A 17,077-nucleotide genomic window follows, 5' to 3' on the forward strand; every position below is an offset into this window, starting at 1 on the left:
ACCCCTCCCCCTGCGGGAGAGTGAACTCTTGCCTTGGGACAGGGGTGACACTCGGTTCACGGCCGAGTTTCGGTGCTGCGGATTCGGGTGTAGCCGGGGCCGGTCGCAAATGCGTGCGCATTCGCCAGGTGCGCGGGGAATCGCGTCGAATCGGAGACGAATCTGCTCGCGTATGACAAACGCGCGCGCATTTGCGGGGACTCGGGGGTGGGGGGACTCCGGAGGTGGGGGCTCGGGGGCGGGGGGGACTCGGGGGCGGCGGGAACTCCGGGGGCGACGGGGTCAGGGCCGACGGGCTCAGGGCCGACGGACTCAGGGGCGACGGGCTCAGGTCAGTCGAGGCGAGCGAGCACCACGCGCAGTCCGATGACACTGGCGATGGGGAACAGGGCCGCGACCAGCCAGGGGATGGCCGCACCCCAGCCGGTGTCGGGGGAGGCGTCGATCACCACACCGAGTGCGGTCGATCCGATGAGCACTCCGATGCCCCCGAGCGAGGCCATGAAGCCGTAGTACGAACCCAGTCGACGTTCGGCGGCCATACGCGGCACCAGATCCCTGGCCTGCGGCATAGCGATCATCTGCCCCAGCGCCAGCAGCAGAACGAACAGGGCGGCCGGGACGAGACCGACCAGACCTTCCAACTCGAAGGGACTGAATACCGCGACCAGGGCGAAAGAAACTGCCATGACGGCGAATCCGATCGGCAGCGTGGTCCTCGGTGATACCGCGGCGACGCGTCGGGTGATGGGCAGTTGCGCAGATACCACCAGTACTGCCGAGATCGCGAAGAACCACCCCAGCACCGTCTGCGAACCCCAGGCGCGTTCGACCTCGAGGGGCAGCAGCAGGTACAGCTGGTTGTAGGTCACCAACTGCGCGCTCATCGCCACCGCGAACAGCACGAAGGTTCGGTTGCGCACCACGTCGGTCCAGCCCGAGAGCCATGGGTCGTCGCGATGTTCGCCGCGCTCACGCGGCAGCCACCGCACGTGAGCGGCGACGACCAGAACGAAGATCGCCGCGGCCACGAGGCACGCGATCCTGAAATCGACGAGCAGCAACACCGATCCGACGAGCGGGCCGGTGAACGAACCGATCTGGCTGCACACCGACATCAGCGCGAAGCTCTCCACGCGCGTGGGTCCGCCGTCGCGTTCGCTCTTGCCCGCCTCGATCGCCACTGCGGATTCGACTGCAGGGGAGAACAATGCGGCTGCAAATCCCACCATCACCGTCGCGATCAACACGGCAGGTAGCGAATCGGCGAAGGCGAGACCGACAAATCCCAGCACCCGCAGAACACAGCCGACGAGAACGACCGGCTTGATACCCCACCGATCGGCGAGGGTGCCACCGACGAAGAACAGTCCCTGCTGCGAGAACGTTCTGATTCCGAGAACCACTCCGACGACCGCGGCACCGAGCCCGAGGTCGCTCGTCAGATGCACCGACAGATACGGCAACACCATGAAAAAGCCGATGTTGAAGGTCATTTGAGTGAGGACGAGCAAGCGGACGGTGGGGGTGGCCCGCCGCAGATCGACCAGAAACGACCACCGCCACCGCGTCGGCGATCCGTCGGTCCTCGTGCTCACGTACTGCGCCCTCCTGCGTCGACTTTCTCGATGACGCTACCGGTCTTGCGCACGCGTCCCGAGGTGGCACCGGCGAGCGAGACTGCGAGAACGGCGAGTGCGATCAAGGAACCGAGGGGAGCGGCGGTGACCCACGGTGCCCTCTCGACGGCGGCGACCCCGTCGGACAGTATCAATCCCCAATCCGCAGTGGGGGGTTGCGGACCGAGGCCGAGGAATCCGAGGGCCGCGAGAGCAAGAGCGACACCGGGAAGCCGAATCATGGCGTGCCGCAGCACTACCGGAACGACGCTGGGCACGATGGACCCGAACAGGATTCGCGCATTGCCTGCCCCGAGTGTCGGCAGAATGGAGATGTACGGCCGGGCACGAGTCTCCTCGACCAGGGCGGCCGTGTGCGCGGCGAGCGGAGCCCACGTGACGATGAGAACGGCAACGGCCGCCCCGCCTGCACTCGGACCCCAGATCGCCGCGATGAGAATGCCGGTGACGACGGGCGGGGCCGCATTGGTGACCTCGACGAGACCACGCGAGGCCCGCGGAATCAGTCCCAGCAGCACGCCGACCACCAGGGCCGCGAACGTCACCGCCAGCGAGAGTCCGATGGAGCGCAGTGCGCCGTCGGCGACGCGGGCCAACAGATCTCGACCCGACGCGTCCGTACCGAAGGGGTGTGCCGATGACGGGGCTGCGAACTTCTCCCGCGTCGTCGCCTGGCCGTCGCGTGGGAGTCCGGCCACGACCATGATCAGCAGGACCGACGCCGCCGCGATCGGCACCACCCAACGCCGGGGTGACGGGTGGAAGACGCCGGACGGGATGGGCATCGCCTTCTCGTGCAGTGCGCTGCCGAGCAGTAGCCGTCGGGCCAATTCTGCCGTGATCCCGAGGACGGCGCTGACAGCCAGCAGAAGGATGATGTCGATCTGCAGGGCGGGAAGATCCTGTGATTGCGCATCGCCGAGAGTGGTGCGGCCCAATCCCGGTATGGCGAAGACCTTTTCGACGGCCACTGCGCCACCGGTCATGGCGACCATGATCAGCCCGATCTGCGAGGCGAGCCCGGGGAGGGCACGTCGCAGAACCGCACCGGCGATCTGCCGCCGCGAGAAGCCTGCGACCGTCCACGTGATGACCCAGCCCTCGGTGAAGGTGACGGCGATCGCGTCGGCGAGAAGGCGTCCGATCAGCCCGCCTGCAGGCAACCCGAGCGCGAGTGCAGGCAACACCGCGTACTCCGGGCCGTTCCAGCCGTACGCCGGGAACGACAACCACACGGCTCCGACGAGGACCAGCACCGACGCGAGCAGAAACTCCGGCATCGACGTGATTGCTGCGGCGACGCCACCTCCGGTTCGCTTCGGGGTGCCGCTCAATCCCGCCCGCACGCTGGGGAGCACGACCAGGGCGGCCGTGACGACCGCAACCAGCATGGCGAAGCCCATGAGGGTGAGCGAGACCGTCAATGCATCCAGAGCACCGGGCAGTACGGGCTTGCCGGTGTTCCACGATGTTCCGGGATTGCCCGACGCGATGCCGGTGAGCCAGTCCCAGAACATCCGCAGCGGCCCGGCATCGAGCCCGAGGTCGCGGCGAATGGCCGCCAGGGCCTCCGGGGTTGCTTCCTGTTCGGCCGAGCGAGCTCGCAGAATGCTCAGTGCCGGATCGCGATTCGACAACCACGGCAGCATCCCGACGAGGAGGACCACACCGGCGACGGCAACCAGCCGCGAGACCGCTGTTCTCACTGCTTACTCGAAGGCGGTCTGGTTGGTGATGAGCGTGCGTTCCCGCGGATCGCGGGCGACACCGGTGAGGCCTTCGGATTCACCCTGGATGACGCGTTCGTGCAGCATCGGCACGGCCGCATCCTTCTCCAGGATGAGCTTCTCGGCGTCCAGGATCGCGGCGCGGCGGTCGTCTCCTGGTTCGGTGGCCGAGGCATCAGCCAGCGCCGCGTCGACCTGCGGGTCGCAGAACTGGGAGATGTTGAACGATCCCTCGCAGGCGAAGTCGGAGTACATGTATGCCACCGGGTCACCGGAGTCGAGGACGGTGGCGCGGGAGAGGATGAAGGCATCGAATGCACCACTGAGCGCGTCGGTTTCGATGAACTGGTATTCGCGCACCACCTGCTCGACCACGAAGCCCTTCGCCTCGAGTTCCTGCTGCAGCAGCACGGCGACCTCGGGAAGTTCGGCGCGGTCGGTGAACGTGGCGAGGGTGATCTTCTTGCCGGTGGCATCGCCCGCCGAGGTCTCGGTGCGCGCCGGACGGTCCGCCGCCCACGGCAGCGCGGGGCCGAGCAATCCGTTCGCAGCGTCGGCGCGACCCTCGTACACCTGCTCGACCAGACGATCCTTGTCCACCGACTCCCGTGCGGCGGCGCGCATGGCGGGGTCCGCGAACACTCCGGACGACGTGTTCAGGTACAGGGTGTTGGTGCGCGGCATCGGAACCTCGTGCACCAGCGACTGGTCGATGTTGGCGGCCTGCGACACCGGAATCGCCTCCACCACATCGGCGGTGCCGTTACGTAGCGCTGCTGCTCGGGCCGTACCGTCGGGCACGAAGTCGACGTCGATGCCGGCGAGCTTCGCGGGCTCACCCCAGTAGTTCTCGTTGCGGTCCAGCGTGGCACTGACCGTGCCGTTCACTGTGGTGAGCACGAAAGGTCCGGTGCCGGTTCCGACGGGGTCGCTGCCGCCTGCAGAGTAGGCCGCGGGTGCCAGGATGGCGAGCTGCGGGCTCGAGAGTCGTTGCGGCACCAAAGGATCGACGTCCTCGGTGGACACCTCCACCGTGTCGTCGTCGGTGGCGGTCACCGTCAGCTCGACCCCGTCGAGGATGCGCGGCTTCGGCGCGGCGGTAGTGGCAGCAGTCAGTGCGGTGACGACGGCAGCGGAGTCGAGTGGCGCACCGTTGTGGAACCTCACGTCGGGTCGGAGGTCGAAACTCCAGGTCCGGTCGTCGACGCGATTCCAGGCGGTGGCCAGCGCGGGCTCGGCGTCGCCGAGATCATCGAGGGTGACGAGGGTTTCGGCGGTGGACCAGCGCGAAAGCTTGAAGGCATCATCGCTGAACTGCGAGAGCCCCGAGCGCGGCGGTTGCAGCATCGCCACGCGGGCTCGATCTGCGGTGTCGTCGGCAGCACCCGAAGAGAAGCAGCCGGTGAGCGTGAGGGTGCCTACCGCTGCCAGGGTGCCGATACGGAACACGTTGGTAGACAACAGAGTGGTGGTCAATGAATCTCCTGTGGTGGTCATGCAAGCCGGGGTACGGCGTCGATCAGGTCTCGGGTGTAGGAGTGCTGTGGTTCGGTGAGAATGTCTCGTACGCTGCCGGTTTCGACGATTCTGCCGTCGTGCATCACCGATACGTCGCTGCAGAGTCGAGCGACCGCAGACAGGTCGTGGCTCACGATCAGCAACGCGCTGGGCAGTCCGGCCAGGACCGCGAGGACCTGCTCACGCAGATCCGGGTCCAGTCCGCTGACCGGCTCGTCCGCCAGCAGATACTGCGGTTCGCATGCCACCGCGCGCGCGATGGCGACGCGTTGATTCTGACCACCGGACAGTTCCGTCGGTCGGCGTTGCAGATAACGCTCGTCCAGCCCGACAGCGGCGAGTGCGGCACCCGCTTTCGCTCGATGATCGCCGTCGACGCCGAGAAGTCGAAGCGGCGTCGCCACCAGATCCAGCACACTGCGGCGTGGATCGAGGCTGGTGGCCGGATCCTGGGGTACGTACTGCACGAGTGTGCGAAACCACCGCAGCGATCGCGCGGAACCCGGACGTACTGTGCGGGCGTCCAATTCGATGGCCCCTCCGGAGGGCACATCCAGCGCCAACAGCATGCGCAGCAACGTCGTCTTTCCCGAACCCGATTCGCCGACGACGGCGATGCGAGCGGCCGGTGGCAGCGTGAACGAGACGGCGTCCAGCGCGGTACGAGAAGAGCCGTGCCGTACGTAGGTGCGCGTGATGTCCGTGGCCACCAAGCCCGTCATGGCGCGACCAGCTGACGAAACGGATCGGCGGCGCGGGCCCGATCGAGCATGCGCACCACGAGCTCGGATTCCGGGCGCTCGAGAATTGCTGCCGTGGAACCGGATTCGACGACCTTCCCCGAGTCGAGAACCATCAGGTGATCGCACAGCTGCGCGGCGACGGCGATGTCGTGCGTGATCAGCAGCAGCGACGCCACCTCACGGAGAGCGTCGAGCACCCGCGCCTGACTGATCACGTCGAGGGCCGTCGTGGGCTCGTCCGCGATCACCAGCGGGCTCTCACGCGCCAATGCGACTGCGATACAGACGCGTTGACGCTGGCCACCGGACAGCTCGAGCGGGTGCGAGGCCAGGATGCGTTCGGTGTCGCGCAGTCCCACGCGCTCGAGCAGCGCGGAGGCGTCGGGTGTGCGGAGTTGTTTGCCGACGGTGACCATCGGGTTCAGTGCGGTGGCCGAATCCTGGAAGACCATCGCCGGGCGGGCGGGGCGTGGCCGGCGGGGCGTCGGAACTCCGGCGACGTCGTGGCCGTCGACGACGATGCGGCCGGTGCAGGTGATGCCCGGCGGGAGCGCTCCGACCAACGCCGAGGCGATCAGCGACTTTCCTGATCCGGACGCGCCGAGCAGGCCCAGGCGTCGGCCGTCGGGAATCTCGAAGGACACGTTCCGGACGATCCGCGCGCGTCCGGCGTCGATGCAGAGGTCATCGACGGCGAGCACGGATTCTCCTGAGGATAGAAATGGGAACGACTTCGACAATCGTTGTCGATAGATGACTGTAGGCGAGTTCGAACGACGACACAAATTAGGCTGACCGGATGAGCAGGGCGAGGGACACGCAACGAGCGGCCGTCTACGACGCAGAACAACTGGTCCGCACCATGTTCGATCGCGCCGAGGAGCGGGGCCTTCGCGTGGTGCAGGTGTTGGGTTCCCAGATCACGCTGCCGATCGAACGAAAGTTCGCCTCCCTCGACTCGGTACAGACGTACGTCGATGCGGTGCTGCGGCTGGATTGGGTGGCCGCAACGTGGCCCGATGCCGGTCGTGTGGTCACCGTTCGAGCCCGATCGGGTTCGGCTGCGGCGCACTACGAATCGGACACCGCCACCATCGCAGTGCCCCTGCACAGGGGCAACAGGGCGTGGGCGTTGCGGGAACTGGTGGTGTTGCACGAGCTCGCGCACCACTTCGCCGACGAGAACGAGGAACAACACGGCGGCGCATTCGTCGACCGCTACATCACTCTCGTCGGCGAGATCGTCGGCTCGGAGGCCGGGTTCGTCCTGCGCGCGATGATGGCCGAGAGCGGCGTCCGCATCGGCTGATGCCGTTCGGGTGCATCATGGGAGACGCAGCCCACACGACGAGGAGATGTCCATGACCGTCAAGATCGGTGTTCAGCTTCAGCCCCAGCACGCTCCCGACTATCAGTTGATCCGCGACGCGGTGTTGCGCTCGGAGGATGCGGGCGTCGACATCGTCTTCAACTGGGACCACTTCTATCCGCTGTACGGCGACCTCGACGGTGCGCACTTCGAGTGCTGGACGATGCTCGGGGCCTGGGCCGAGCAGACATCGAACGTCGAGATCGGCGCACTCGTCACCGGCGGCGGCTACCGCAATCCGGACCTGTTGGCCGATATGGCGCGCACCGTCGACCACATCAGCGGCGGACGGTTGATCCTCGGCATCGGCGCCGGTTGGAACGAGAAGGACTACGACAACTTCGGGTACGAGTTCGGCACGGCCGGTTCGCGACTGGCCTTGCTGAAAGAGAGCCTCGCCAGAATCCGCCACCGCCTCGACGTCGGAAACCCGGCCCCGACCCGCGACATCCCGATCCTCATCGGCGGCGGCGGAGAGAAGAAGACGCTGAAGATGGTGGCCGAGTACGCGCACATCTGGCACAGCTTCGCCGACCTCGAGGCGCTGAAGCGCAAGTCCGAGATCCTTGCCGAGCACGGCACCACCGTCGGACGCGACGTCTCGGTCATCACCCGCTCGGTCGCGTGGCCGGGAGCGGACACCGCCCAGGACTTCGTCGACGCCGGAGCCACCCTGTTCACCGTCGGCGTCAACGGACCCGAGTACGACCTGGCCGAACTCGGCCAGGCCATCGCGTGGCGGGACGCGCACAAGTAGTCACACGTCACTCCAGTTCGCTGAGCGAAACCCTTGCGCGTGGCGCGTTTGGGTGAGTGGGCCCTGGTCCGCTTAGGGTTTTGTACATGGTTGCCGTACGCGCCTCACGCGCGCTCGTGGTTCTCGTTCTCGGACTGTTGATGGCCCTCACGCTCGCCGCGTGTGGCACGTCGAATTCCGATGATCAGGCGGCGGCAGGTCCGACCGACCTGTGCGCCCCTCCCGGAGTCGACAGTGCGTCGTCCACCCCGACGAACTTCGACGCTGCCGCAGCAGCCGCGACGGAGGACAGATACACGACGGACAATGTCACGCCGCTGGACCGGATCGACACCGCGTCCCTCGGATTGGCGACGCCGGGAGTGCTGACCGTCGGAACCCTGTCCGATGCGCCGCCGAGCATCTGCCTGGACTCGGCCGGTCAGTACACCGGGTACGACAACGAGTTGCTGAAGGCCGTTGCCGAGAAGCTCGGTCTGCAGATCAACTTCTCGGGCACCGAGTTCTCGGGTCTGCTCGCGCAGGTTGCGGGCCGCCGTTTCGACGTCGGGTCGTCCTCGATCACGACGACGGACGAGCGACGCAACACCGTCGGATTCACCAACGGATACGACTTCGGCTACTTCTCCCTCGTGGCCACCACCGGCGGCCCGATCAGCCGGTTCGAGGACCTGAACGCAGGCAGCAGGATCGGCGTCGTGCAGGGCACCGTGCAGGACGACTACGTGGTGAACACACTCGGCCTCGATCCGGTGAAGTTCCCGGATTACAACACCGCGTACGCGAACCTGCGGACCGGTCAGATCGACGCCTGGGTGGCCCCGTCCCAGCAGGCGGAGGGCTTGGTCAAGCCGGAAGACGGCACCGCGATCACGCAGAACACGTTCTCGCTGAACAACTTCGTCGGCTGGGCCGTCGCTCGCGACAATCAACCGCTGATCGACGCATTGAACTCCGGTCTCGACGCGGTGATCGCTGACGGCACCTGGGCCACCCTGTACTCCGACTGGGTACCGCGCGAACTGCCCGACGGCTTCAAGCCGGGCAGCAAGGCCGCCCCCGAGCCGGAGCTACCCGACTTCGCTGCCATCGCGGCACAGAACGACGCCGACGCTCCCGAAGCCGTTGCCGTTCAACCCAAATCCACGCTGGCACAGCTGGCGGATACGTTCTTCGACTGGTCGCTGTACAAGTCCGCCATCCCGGACCTGTTCAAGGTGGGCCTGCCCAACACGCTGATTCTGGCGTTGGCGTCGGGCATCATCGGTACGGTCCTGGGCATGTTGCTGGCCCTGGCCGGGCTGTCTCGCACCCGCTGGCTGCGCTGGCCGGCGCGCGTCTACACCGACATCTTCCGCGGATTGCCCGCCGTGGTCATCATTCTGATCATCGGACTCGGAATCGGACCGGTGGTGCAGGGGGTGACCGGCGGCAATCCGTACTGGCTCGGCGCCGCGGCACTGTCACTGCTCGCCGCCGCGTACATCGGTGAGATCTTCCGATCCGGCATCCAGAGCGTCGAGGCCGGTCAGATGGAAGCTGCGCGGGCACTGGGCTTCAGCCGTCGCCGGTCGATGAACCTAGTCGTCGTCCCACAGGGTGTCCGACGCGTTCTGCCGGCGCTGATGAACCAGTTCATCTCACTGATCAAGGACTCGTCGCTGATCTACTTCCTCGGACTGCTCGCCACTCAACGCGAACTGTTCGCCGTCGGTCGAGATCTCAACGCACAGACCGGAAATCTGTCCCCGCTCGTCGCCGCCGGATTGTTCTACCTGGTGCTGACCGTGCCGCTCACCCATCTCGTGAACTACATCGACAAGCGACTGCGCACCGGCAAAGCCGAGCAGACGCTGGACCCGGTCGAGCAGGCCGTCGTCGTGGAAAGAGGCTGACATGACTTCTGTTTCGCTCGTAGGCAAGGACATTCACCTGTCCTTCGGCACCAACAAGGTCCTGCGCGGGGTGAGCATCGACGTTCCGGCCGGCACGACGACGACGGTCATCGGGCCGTCGGGGTCGGGCAAGTCGACGCTGCTGCGTGCTCTCAATCGACTGCACGAGCCCGAACAGGGCGACATCCTGCTCGACGGCAAGTCGGTGCTGAAGGACAACCCCGACGAGCTGCGTCAGCGCATCGGCATGGTGTTCCAGCAGTTCAACCTGTTTCCGCACAAGACCGTTGCGGACAACATCGCTCTGGGCCCGCGCAAGCTGCTCGGTCTGTCCAAGGAGGCGGCTCGTGCGGCGGCGATGGATCAGCTCGAGCTGGTGGGACTGACCGACAAGGCGGATTCGCGTCCGGGCAACCTGTCCGGTGGCCAGCAGCAGCGCGTCGCCATCGCTCGGGCCCTCGCCATGAAGCCCGAGGTGATGTTCTTCGACGAGGCCACCTCCGCTCTGGACCCCGAATTGGTGAAAGGTGTGCTGGCACTGATGGCCGACCTCGCGAAGGGCGGAATGACCATGGTCGTGGTGACCCACGAAATGGGCTTCGCGCGATCGGTGTCCAACAGGGTGCTGTTCATGGATCACGGCAGCGCCGTCGAAACCGGAACGCCGGAGCAGTTGTTCGACGATCCGCACACCGATCGACTGAAAACGTTTCTGTCGCAGGTGCTGTAGCGAGCATCGGTCAACTCGGTACCCGGTACAGACGCCAATCCGGTTGATCTGCACCGTCGTTCGGAACTTCGAGAACGAGTGGATACAGGTCGGCTCCGTTGTCGTAGATCGTCGGATATCGCCGGTTGACCGCGTCGGACACTCCGCGGCCCTCGTTGGGCACCGTCAGCAGATACTGCACGCCCGCCGATGCCGGGTTGTTGAGGATCTCGGTGAAGTCCAGGTCGGACGGAACCACGAACCGCTTCGGGTGTTCCGACGCTGCCACGACGGCGAACCCGTAGACGGTGTCGAGGAGGATCGACCCCTCCGGGAGGTTCTGGCCGTCGAGGTACGACGCCAGTCGACGTTCGGTGGAGAAGGAATCGATGACTCGACGGGCCGCGATCGCCTGGGGATCGTCGGCCCGAGGATTTTCGTCGAGGAGACTGCCGAGGGCGTATTGCTGACTGGACAACCCCGGCTGCACCATCGCCCACCCCGTGACCGGAAGAGCCAGCGCACAGACCGTCAGTGCCACCGCCGCGGCGGCAGGACGCAGCGGCGCGAGCACCGGGCGGTGCCGTCGGTAGGCCCCTGCGCGCCGGGTCGGCCGTTCTCCGGTGGCCGGGAACAGTTGCACCACAACGACTGCGGCCAATGGAACGGCACAGATGAAGAATCGCAGGAAGCCGAACGTCGAACCGGTGATGTAGCTTGCGGCCTGGAAGCCGAGCACCCCACCGAAAAGCAATGGTGCCACAAGGAATTCGAGGTCTCGGCGACGCAGCGCCAGCATCGCGGCCAGCGGTAGCGTCACCAGCAACGCCGGTCCCAGCACGACGACGGCACCGAGCGAGAACAGGCCGGTGCCGATCAGGTCGCCGCTGGACCCGCCGGACTGCGTCAGAATCGCGGCGTTTCCGTAGCTCGAGGACAGCTGGGCGAGCGCCTCGCCGGTGATCAGCCAGCTCGTGCTGATCCACACCAGAAACACTGCCGTGCCGGGCCCTGCCACGAGTACTGCGTCCAGAATTGCTCTGCGGCGCATGCTTTTCCAATACGGCCGGCCCTGACGAAGAGCCGTCACGACCGCCACCAGTACCGCGGCCAGAGCTATCGGGACGACGCCCTCGTAGCGAGCGAGGAAGGCGAGAGCCAATGCGACGCAGGCCAACAGGAGATCGTGAACGTCGTCGGTGTTCATCCATCGAATCAACCGTCGTACAGCCCAGCAGAGGAAGAACAGGAAGCCTGCCTCGCTCATGCCGTTGGCTCCGTAGAAGACGATCATCGGGTTGATCGCGAAGACGACGGTGAGCAGGAGGCTGTATCGGCCGGGAAGTCCGCGGTCTCGGCAGATCCCGTGGATCATCACCACTGCACCGGCCATGAACACCGCCGACACCGCGATGCCCGAGATGTTCCACCGGGTGATCGCCGGCCACCACGATGCGAACGCGACCATGGGCAACTGCGCGAGGGCGGTCAACAGCGTGAAGATGAAGCCGATGGCCGACACGTGCGGATCACGGCTGAGCAGCACCGCCTGCGCGGCCGAGGTTCGCGACAGTGCGTCGCCGAGGAGATAGCCGAAACGCATGCTCAGAGTCAGCCCCACCGCCAGGTAGCCCGCCAGCGCGCTGCCGAACACGATCCAGGGGGTGCGCCGATTCACGTGTTCTGCTCTTCGCCGACCGGCGGCGCGGCCGGGCCGGACAGGCCGTGGAACGTCTTCTCCCAGTACGACGGATTGCGAACCAACTGCCAACACCCCTTGATGGCGGCCACGCTCATCATCACCCAGTACAGGGGCATCGTGAGGCTGGGAACGAGCAGGTACGCGTTGTCGCTCTCTCGGCTCGCGATGAGGTACATGTACACCGTGGCGATGTTGCCCACCACCAGAGACAGCAACGAGAAGTAGTAGATGTAGGGCGGAAAGAGCTCGGCCACCAATGCCGGCTGACCGAGAATCCATGCCGCCGTGTTGAACCAGAAGACCATGTTGATGCATGCGGTGATCGGTGTTCCCGCGAGCAACAAGGTGAAGCGGTAGGTGCCGACCGGGCCGAGGGCACGAACCGTAGAGACCGGTCTGCGCATGTGCACCAACCACGTCTGCAGATAGCCCTTGTACCAACGAGAGCGCTGGCGAACCCAGTTGATCGGATCGCTGTTGGCCTCTTCGAGAGTGGTGGAGTCCAGCACCGCCGTCGAGTAGCCCGAGGCCGCGATGCGCACACCGAGATCGGCGTCCTCGGTGACGTTGAAGCCGTCCCAGGCCCCCACCTCGTCGATGACATCGCGGCGCAGATGATTCGAGGTTCCGCCGAGGGGAATCGGCGAGGTGCTGGCCATCAGACCGGGCAGCAGATACCCGAACCACAGTGCGTAGTCCGCGGTGAACCACCCGGTCAGCAGATTCTGAGAACCGTTGTGGAACGCCAACTTCGCCTGCACACACGCGACGGTGTCGGGGAGCCGCTCGAAAGCAGCGACGACGCGACGCAGTTGCAGTCGCTCGGGCAGATCCTCGGCATCGAAAATCGTCACGATCGTCCCGGTGGCGAAATGCAATCCGTAGTTGCATGCTTTCGGCTTGGTGCGAGGGTCGCCTGCGGGCACCAGGACCACGTCCACCGAATCGCTGACGCCGCTACGCGCGGCCGCCTCGATGGTGACCTCGTCGTCCTCTTCGAGCAGCAACAGAACCTGCAGCTTGTCGGCGGGATAGTCGAGGCCGGTCATCGCCGCGATGAGGTCACCCACCACTTCCGGCTCGTCGTACGCCGGAACCAGAATGGTGTAGTACGGCAACCGATCGTCGGGAACGGCCCTGGCCTCCTCGTCGGTCACCGTGACGATCGCCGACGCGTCCAGACCACGGGAGAACAACAGTAGGCGGTCGATCATCGCCAGCAGATATCCGATGGTGCAGACGACCGTGACCGCGAGCAGCGTCCCGACCGGGGCGAACACTCCGCAAGCGAGGAGCAACAGCGCAGCCCCGATCGCTGTGTACTTCTGCCAGGGAACGAAAGCAATTGCAGCCGACGCCAGCGGATTTCGATCGGCCAATCCGTTGATCGCGTCGTAGAGCGCAGCTGCTCGGAACTCGTCGGTTTCCGTTCCGACACGCGGGGGCGTCGGTCGTCTCTCCATGGGAGTTGTGGTCACAGCGGCGCACCGTCCGCCAGGGCCCACTGCTGGCGAACGAGTCCGGTGCCGAAGGTCGTCAACAGCTCACGATCCTTGTACTCCGGATCGTCGTCGATGGAGATGGCGTTGCCCCGAAGCAAGGTGCCGATCGCCGTACTGAGATTCGATGCCATCGACGGCATCGGCTGCGGGAACGCGGCATCGAGGTCGTGGTTGTCGACGCTGATGACGGTCACACGTTGGAACACATCGCCTCGCTGCCACTGGAACACGAGCTTGGTCCAGGTGAGCAGCAGTGCGTCGCTGACCGAGGTGTACAGCGCACCCGTCACCCCGCGTCCGAGATCGACGGTCAGGGGTTGGCTCGTGCGCGTGTTGGTCAAGCGATACAGGGTGCTCTCCGGATAGACGGCCAGACTGGCCCGATTGGTCGTCGACAGAACGTCGACCACCACGGTCCGTGGTCTCGACCGCAGGTCCCAGGCGGAATTGCCTTCGTCGGCGCGCATCGTCTGCCGAGTCAGAGTGGCTCGAGTTCCGAAGAACGCACGGACCCAATCGAATTGCTCGATATCGAGCTCGCTGAAACCGACCGGCGGAACCAAGGGAACCGATGCCGCACCAGGTGGTCCCGCCGGTGCCGCCACGGGGGTGCGGTCAGGTAGGGGAACGAGAGCGAGAACCACGGCCGCCACGATCGCGACGACGATCGAGGTCGGCGACCATTTCGCCGTCGGGACAGCGAGGCGGCGCGGCCGACGCTCGTCGAATCGGCCGCGACGCGCAGCGAGATAGAAGGCGCTTCCGGTGACTGCTGCCGCGCCGACGGTCGGGACGAGCTGCAGCCACACGATGTCGATCTGTGGCCACAGCACCAACATCAGTGCAGCAACTGCCAATCCGGACGAGACGGTGCACACGAACCCGAGCCACCCGCGCCGTGTGGTTCGGCCGACGGCGATGGCACCGGCGATTCCCGCCAAGAGCACCATCACCGTCGCGTAGGCGAAACGGCCTCCGCCCAAACCGATGGCGACCAATCGGTATCCCAGCGGACTCAACGCGAGCAGCAACAGCCAGACGGACCAGAACCGACCCACCGGCCGCAGTCCGAACATCAGTATCGCGCCGCCGAAGAAAAACGACAGCGCCGCAAGAACATCCAGGTGTGCCAACTCGTACTGGTCGGCGTAGCGCGGCAGCCACAGCGCCTTGATCGCGATGGACACCAACAGGCAGATACCGCCGACGATGTTGTCGGTCTGACGATCGTGGATGGGCAACTCGTCGGCCCGACGCCGCGCGACCCCCTGCGCCGCAACGACAGCGAGCAGGGGCAACACGAAGATGTACGCGGTGATGGCACCGTCGGACGCCTCCTGCGCCAGCCGCACCCAGGTGGGAAGGAACGCGAGAACGACACAGGCGAGGAGAACCACCCAGCGCACGACCAGGACATCGAGCGGACGCCGTGCTCGCCACCGAGGCGGCGCGGCCGGCTCCGCGCCCGTGTTCGGGGCGATGTCCACTGTCATGTCGAGTCGCTCATGTCGAGTCGCTGTGCCGGCTCGGCTCGGTCGTCGACCGCCGTCCTCGGAGCGCGAGCACGAGTGCGCTCACGCCTGCGACTGTAAGGACCGCAAGACCGACTCCCACGACGAGCACGGTCGTTCGGTCGGTTGTGTTTTCGGGCGCCGCTACGGTGTCGTCCGCACCGGACAGTGCCGAGCCCGACAGTGAGATCGGTTCGGTGTTCTGCGCGGCGAACACGATGTCGCCGTCGAGCGCGAACCACCGAGCCGGGTCGTCGTCGAGCCAGGACAGCATCGCGTCGAATCGGTCCGGAGCCGAGTTCCAGGATCCGACGAGAACTGCGTTGTCCTGCACCGACGTCACCTGCACCGTCGCGAAGGGCTCGTCGGTGTCGACCGTCAATTCGACGGCACCGCCGGCGGACTCCGGGTCGGCGACCCGAAATGTCGTCTCGTCGATCGACGACAGCGGCAGCGTCACCGTGTCCGGCAATTCCGAGGCAGGCGCGATCACGAGCGCGGGGGCGCTACCGTCGAGCGCCTGCTCCATCGACACGACCTCCGGGAGGAGGGGCAGACTCGACAGACGCTGCAGTCCGGTTGCCATCGTGACCGCTCGGACCACTCCCGCGTAGGACTCGTCGGCCAGCGCGATCTCGAACTGCGGCATCAGCGCCTGCGGCATAGAGCGAAGTCCCAGCGGGGCCGGTGTCGTGGAATCCGACGACCGCACCAGAGTCGAACCGTCCACGGTCACACTCGTATCGGCGGCCGCGGAACAACCACCGCCACCCGTGGTCGACGGATGGTCGACGGAAATGTCGAGTGTCTCGACGCGGGACAGTGCCGAATTCGGAACGTCGATCCAACGATCGAGCCGACCGGTGTCGTCGGCCTCCCACACTGCGAGCGGTGACCCGTTCACCGTGGCCCGCACCGATCCTGCGCCCGGTGTGTAGCTGCCGATCAGGTGCACGGACAGGTTCGATGCAGATCGGCCGAGCCGGGTCTGATCGATCGTGATCGACGCGGTCGCCGTGGCACCGCCCGAACCGGTCACCGTGCCGATGCCGAGGTCGTCGAGCGTGATCGATTCGGGCGGAAGTTGCGCTGTTGCCGACGATGGTCCTGCCGAAGCAGCCGTGGAGACTGCGATGTCGGAGAGATCACTGGTGATGAGGCGGGCCTGATCGGTCAGATCCGATCCGGTACCGGTGAGGTACATCCGTGGTGGAGCCTGGTCGACGGGGTAGATCAGTTCCACACCGGCGTCGGAGTTCTTCGCCAATACGACCGACCTCTCGAACGGTCCGTCCGGTGCCGCCCCTGCCAGCTCACTGTCCGGCCGCACGGCGACCCGGACCGGCTGCGCCCCGTAGTGGTGGATCACCGAGGTTGCCACAATCGTTGCGGCGGTGATGGTTTCGCGATCCGCGTCCGATGGGACGAACAGCGTCAGCGTCCTCAGCACTACCGGCAGAAAGTCCGCAATGGTCCCGGGCACCGCCGGTTGCCCCTGGTAGGCCACGGTCGCGTCGATCAATCGGACGGCATCGGAGGCAGGATCGGGGCAGTATCGATCGTCGGGAATGAGGGACGGGATCAGATCGAGGGCGATTGCTCCGTCGACCGTCGGCACCGCAGCCAATGGAATCGACACCGCGGTGGTCGGTGCGGCGTTGTCGAGTGTGATGCGGGTGATCGGCCGACCGTCCGATTCGACGTCGACCCAGCCCCGGTCGAGCCAAGCAGGCACCGTCAACACTGCATCGAGCATCGAGGGCACCGAGCCTGCAGGGGACGGCACGGTCAGTCTGGTGGCCTGTCCGGTCGAGTCCACGGTGGTGGACCGACCCAGTCCCAATTCGCCAAAGGTGAAGCGATCCACATAATCCTGTTGCTCTCCATCGATCGGTTGCGCCGATACGAACGGGGCCGTAAGCAGAAACGTAGTTGCGACGAGAACTGCCGTCGATGCAACGTATGCGATTCGCATTGGGGGATTTCCAGCTTTCGCATAATGAA

Annotated in this window: 13 protein-coding genes; 4 read left to right on the top strand and 9 right to left on the bottom strand. The window is 65.9% G+C overall.

Features of this window, described 5'->3' with window-relative positions; all coding sequences use genetic code 11:
- Positions 1–332: 332 nt before the first annotated feature.
- From R4P47_RS11395 to R4P47_RS11415, 5 genes are read right to left on the bottom strand one after another with little or no spacing between them, the layout of a single operon-like run.
- Positions 333–1,598: an MFS transporter gene (locus R4P47_RS11395; protein ID WP_317784784.1), complete on the bottom strand. Its 1,266-nt coding sequence runs from the start codon at positions 1,596–1,598 to the stop codon at positions 333–335.
- Positions 1,595–3,346 carry an ABC transporter permease subunit gene (locus tag R4P47_RS11400; protein WP_269596250.1) on the bottom strand — a complete coding sequence of 584 codons (1,752 nt, stop codon included), beginning with the start codon at positions 3,344–3,346 and terminating at the stop codon, positions 1,595–1,597. Before R4P47_RS11400 ends, R4P47_RS11395 begins: the two co-directional genes overlap by 4 nt.
- A gap of 3 nt (positions 3,347–3,349) precedes the next feature.
- Complete coding sequence (locus R4P47_RS11405) at positions 3,350–4,864, bottom strand: ABC transporter substrate-binding protein (protein WP_269596249.1); 1,515 nt, start codon at positions 4,862–4,864, stop codon at positions 3,350–3,352.
- Complete coding sequence (locus R4P47_RS11410) at positions 4,861–5,607, bottom strand: ABC transporter ATP-binding protein (protein WP_269596248.1); 747 nt, start codon at positions 5,605–5,607, stop codon at positions 4,861–4,863. Before R4P47_RS11410 ends, R4P47_RS11405 begins: the two co-directional genes overlap by 4 nt.
- Positions 5,604–6,329, bottom strand: a complete 726-nt coding sequence (locus tag R4P47_RS11415) for an ATP-binding cassette domain-containing protein (RefSeq protein WP_269596247.1) — start codon at positions 6,327–6,329, stop codon at positions 5,604–5,606. The genes R4P47_RS11410 and R4P47_RS11415 overlap by 4 nt, the downstream gene beginning before the upstream one ends.
- Positions 6,330–6,427: 98 nt before the next feature.
- Between R4P47_RS11415 and R4P47_RS11420 the strand changes: the two genes are divergently transcribed.
- The 4 genes from R4P47_RS11420 to R4P47_RS11435 all read left to right on the top strand — a co-directional run bounded on the left by R4P47_RS11420 (position 6,428) and on the right by R4P47_RS11435 (position 10,379).
- On the top strand, positions 6,428–6,937 hold the full coding sequence (locus tag R4P47_RS11420) for a TIGR04338 family metallohydrolase (RefSeq protein WP_269596246.1): 510 nt from the start codon (positions 6,428–6,430) through the stop codon (positions 6,935–6,937).
- Positions 6,938–6,983: 46 nt separating this feature from the next.
- The gene (locus tag R4P47_RS11425; protein WP_269596245.1) at positions 6,984–7,754 is read left to right on the top strand and encodes an LLM class F420-dependent oxidoreductase; all 771 of its coding nucleotides are present in this window, start codon (positions 6,984–6,986) and stop codon (positions 7,752–7,754) included.
- 86 nt (positions 7,755–7,840) lie between these two features.
- The gene (locus R4P47_RS11430) at positions 7,841–9,649 is read left to right on the top strand and encodes an ABC transporter substrate-binding protein/permease (RefSeq protein WP_269596244.1); all 1,809 of its coding nucleotides are present in this window, start codon (positions 7,841–7,843) and stop codon (positions 9,647–9,649) included.
- Between the two features lies 1 nt (position 9,650).
- On the top strand, positions 9,651–10,379 hold the full coding sequence (locus R4P47_RS11435) for an amino acid ABC transporter ATP-binding protein (RefSeq protein WP_068047565.1): 729 nt from the start codon (positions 9,651–9,653) through the stop codon (positions 10,377–10,379).
- Between the two features lie 10 nt (positions 10,380–10,389).
- Here the strand turns inward: R4P47_RS11435 and R4P47_RS11440 are convergent, their stop codons facing one another.
- The 4 genes from R4P47_RS11440 to R4P47_RS11455 are packed head-to-tail and all read right to left on the bottom strand — an operon-like array spanning position 10,390 to position 16,892.
- Positions 10,390–12,036, bottom strand: coding sequence for a glycosyltransferase family 39 protein (locus R4P47_RS11440; protein ID WP_317784785.1), 1,647 nt, complete (start codon positions 12,034–12,036; stop codon positions 10,390–10,392).
- Entirely contained in the window at positions 12,033–13,523 is a 1,491-nt protein-coding gene (locus tag R4P47_RS11445) for a glycosyltransferase (RefSeq protein ID WP_269596255.1), read from the bottom strand. The genes R4P47_RS11440 and R4P47_RS11445 overlap by 4 nt, the downstream gene beginning before the upstream one ends.
- A gap of 11 nt (positions 13,524–13,534) precedes the next feature.
- On the bottom strand, positions 13,535–15,055 hold the full coding sequence (locus R4P47_RS11450; RefSeq protein WP_317784786.1) for a hypothetical protein: 1,521 nt from the start codon (positions 15,053–15,055) through the stop codon (positions 13,535–13,537).
- 10 nt (positions 15,056–15,065) lie between these two features.
- A complete protein-coding gene (locus R4P47_RS11455) occupies positions 15,066–16,892 on the bottom strand; it encodes a hypothetical protein (protein ID WP_317784787.1) in 1,827 nt (608 codons plus the stop codon).
- Between the last annotated feature and the right edge of the window lie 185 nt (positions 16,893–17,077).

Source organism: Rhodococcus sp. IEGM 1370, from assembly GCF_033142325.1.
Taxonomy (GTDB): Bacteria; Actinomycetota; Actinomycetes; order Mycobacteriales; family Mycobacteriaceae; genus Rhodococcoides.

What these genes read in the sequence shown, in the direction of transcription:
- R4P47_RS11430 (WP_269596244.1), top strand. Translation starts at nt 7,841, where the DNA reads ATGGTTGCCGTACGCGCCTCACGCGCGCTCGTGGTTCTCGTTCTCGGA.
- R4P47_RS11435 (WP_068047565.1), top strand. Translation starts at nt 9,651, where the DNA reads ATGACTTCTGTTTCGCTCGTAGGCAAGGACATTCACCTGTCCTTCGGC.
- R4P47_RS11410 (WP_269596248.1), bottom strand. Translation starts at nt 5,607, where the DNA reads ATGACGGGCTTGGTGGCCACGGACATCACGCGCACCTACGTACGGCAC.
- R4P47_RS11420 (WP_269596246.1), top strand. Translation starts at nt 6,428, where the DNA reads ATGAGCAGGGCGAGGGACACGCAACGAGCGGCCGTCTACGACGCAGAA.
- R4P47_RS11405 (WP_269596249.1), bottom strand. Translation starts at nt 4,864, where the DNA reads ATGACCACCACAGGAGATTCATTGACCACCACTCTGTTGTCTACCAAC.
- R4P47_RS11450 (WP_317784786.1), bottom strand. Translation starts at nt 15,055, where the DNA reads ATGACAGTGGACATCGCCCCGAACACGGGCGCGGAGCCGGCCGCGCCG.
- R4P47_RS11445 (WP_269596255.1), bottom strand. Translation starts at nt 13,523, where the DNA reads ATGGAGAGACGACCGACGCCCCCGCGTGTCGGAACGGAAACCGACGAG.
- R4P47_RS11425 (WP_269596245.1), top strand. Translation starts at nt 6,984, where the DNA reads ATGTCCATGACCGTCAAGATCGGTGTTCAGCTTCAGCCCCAGCACGCT.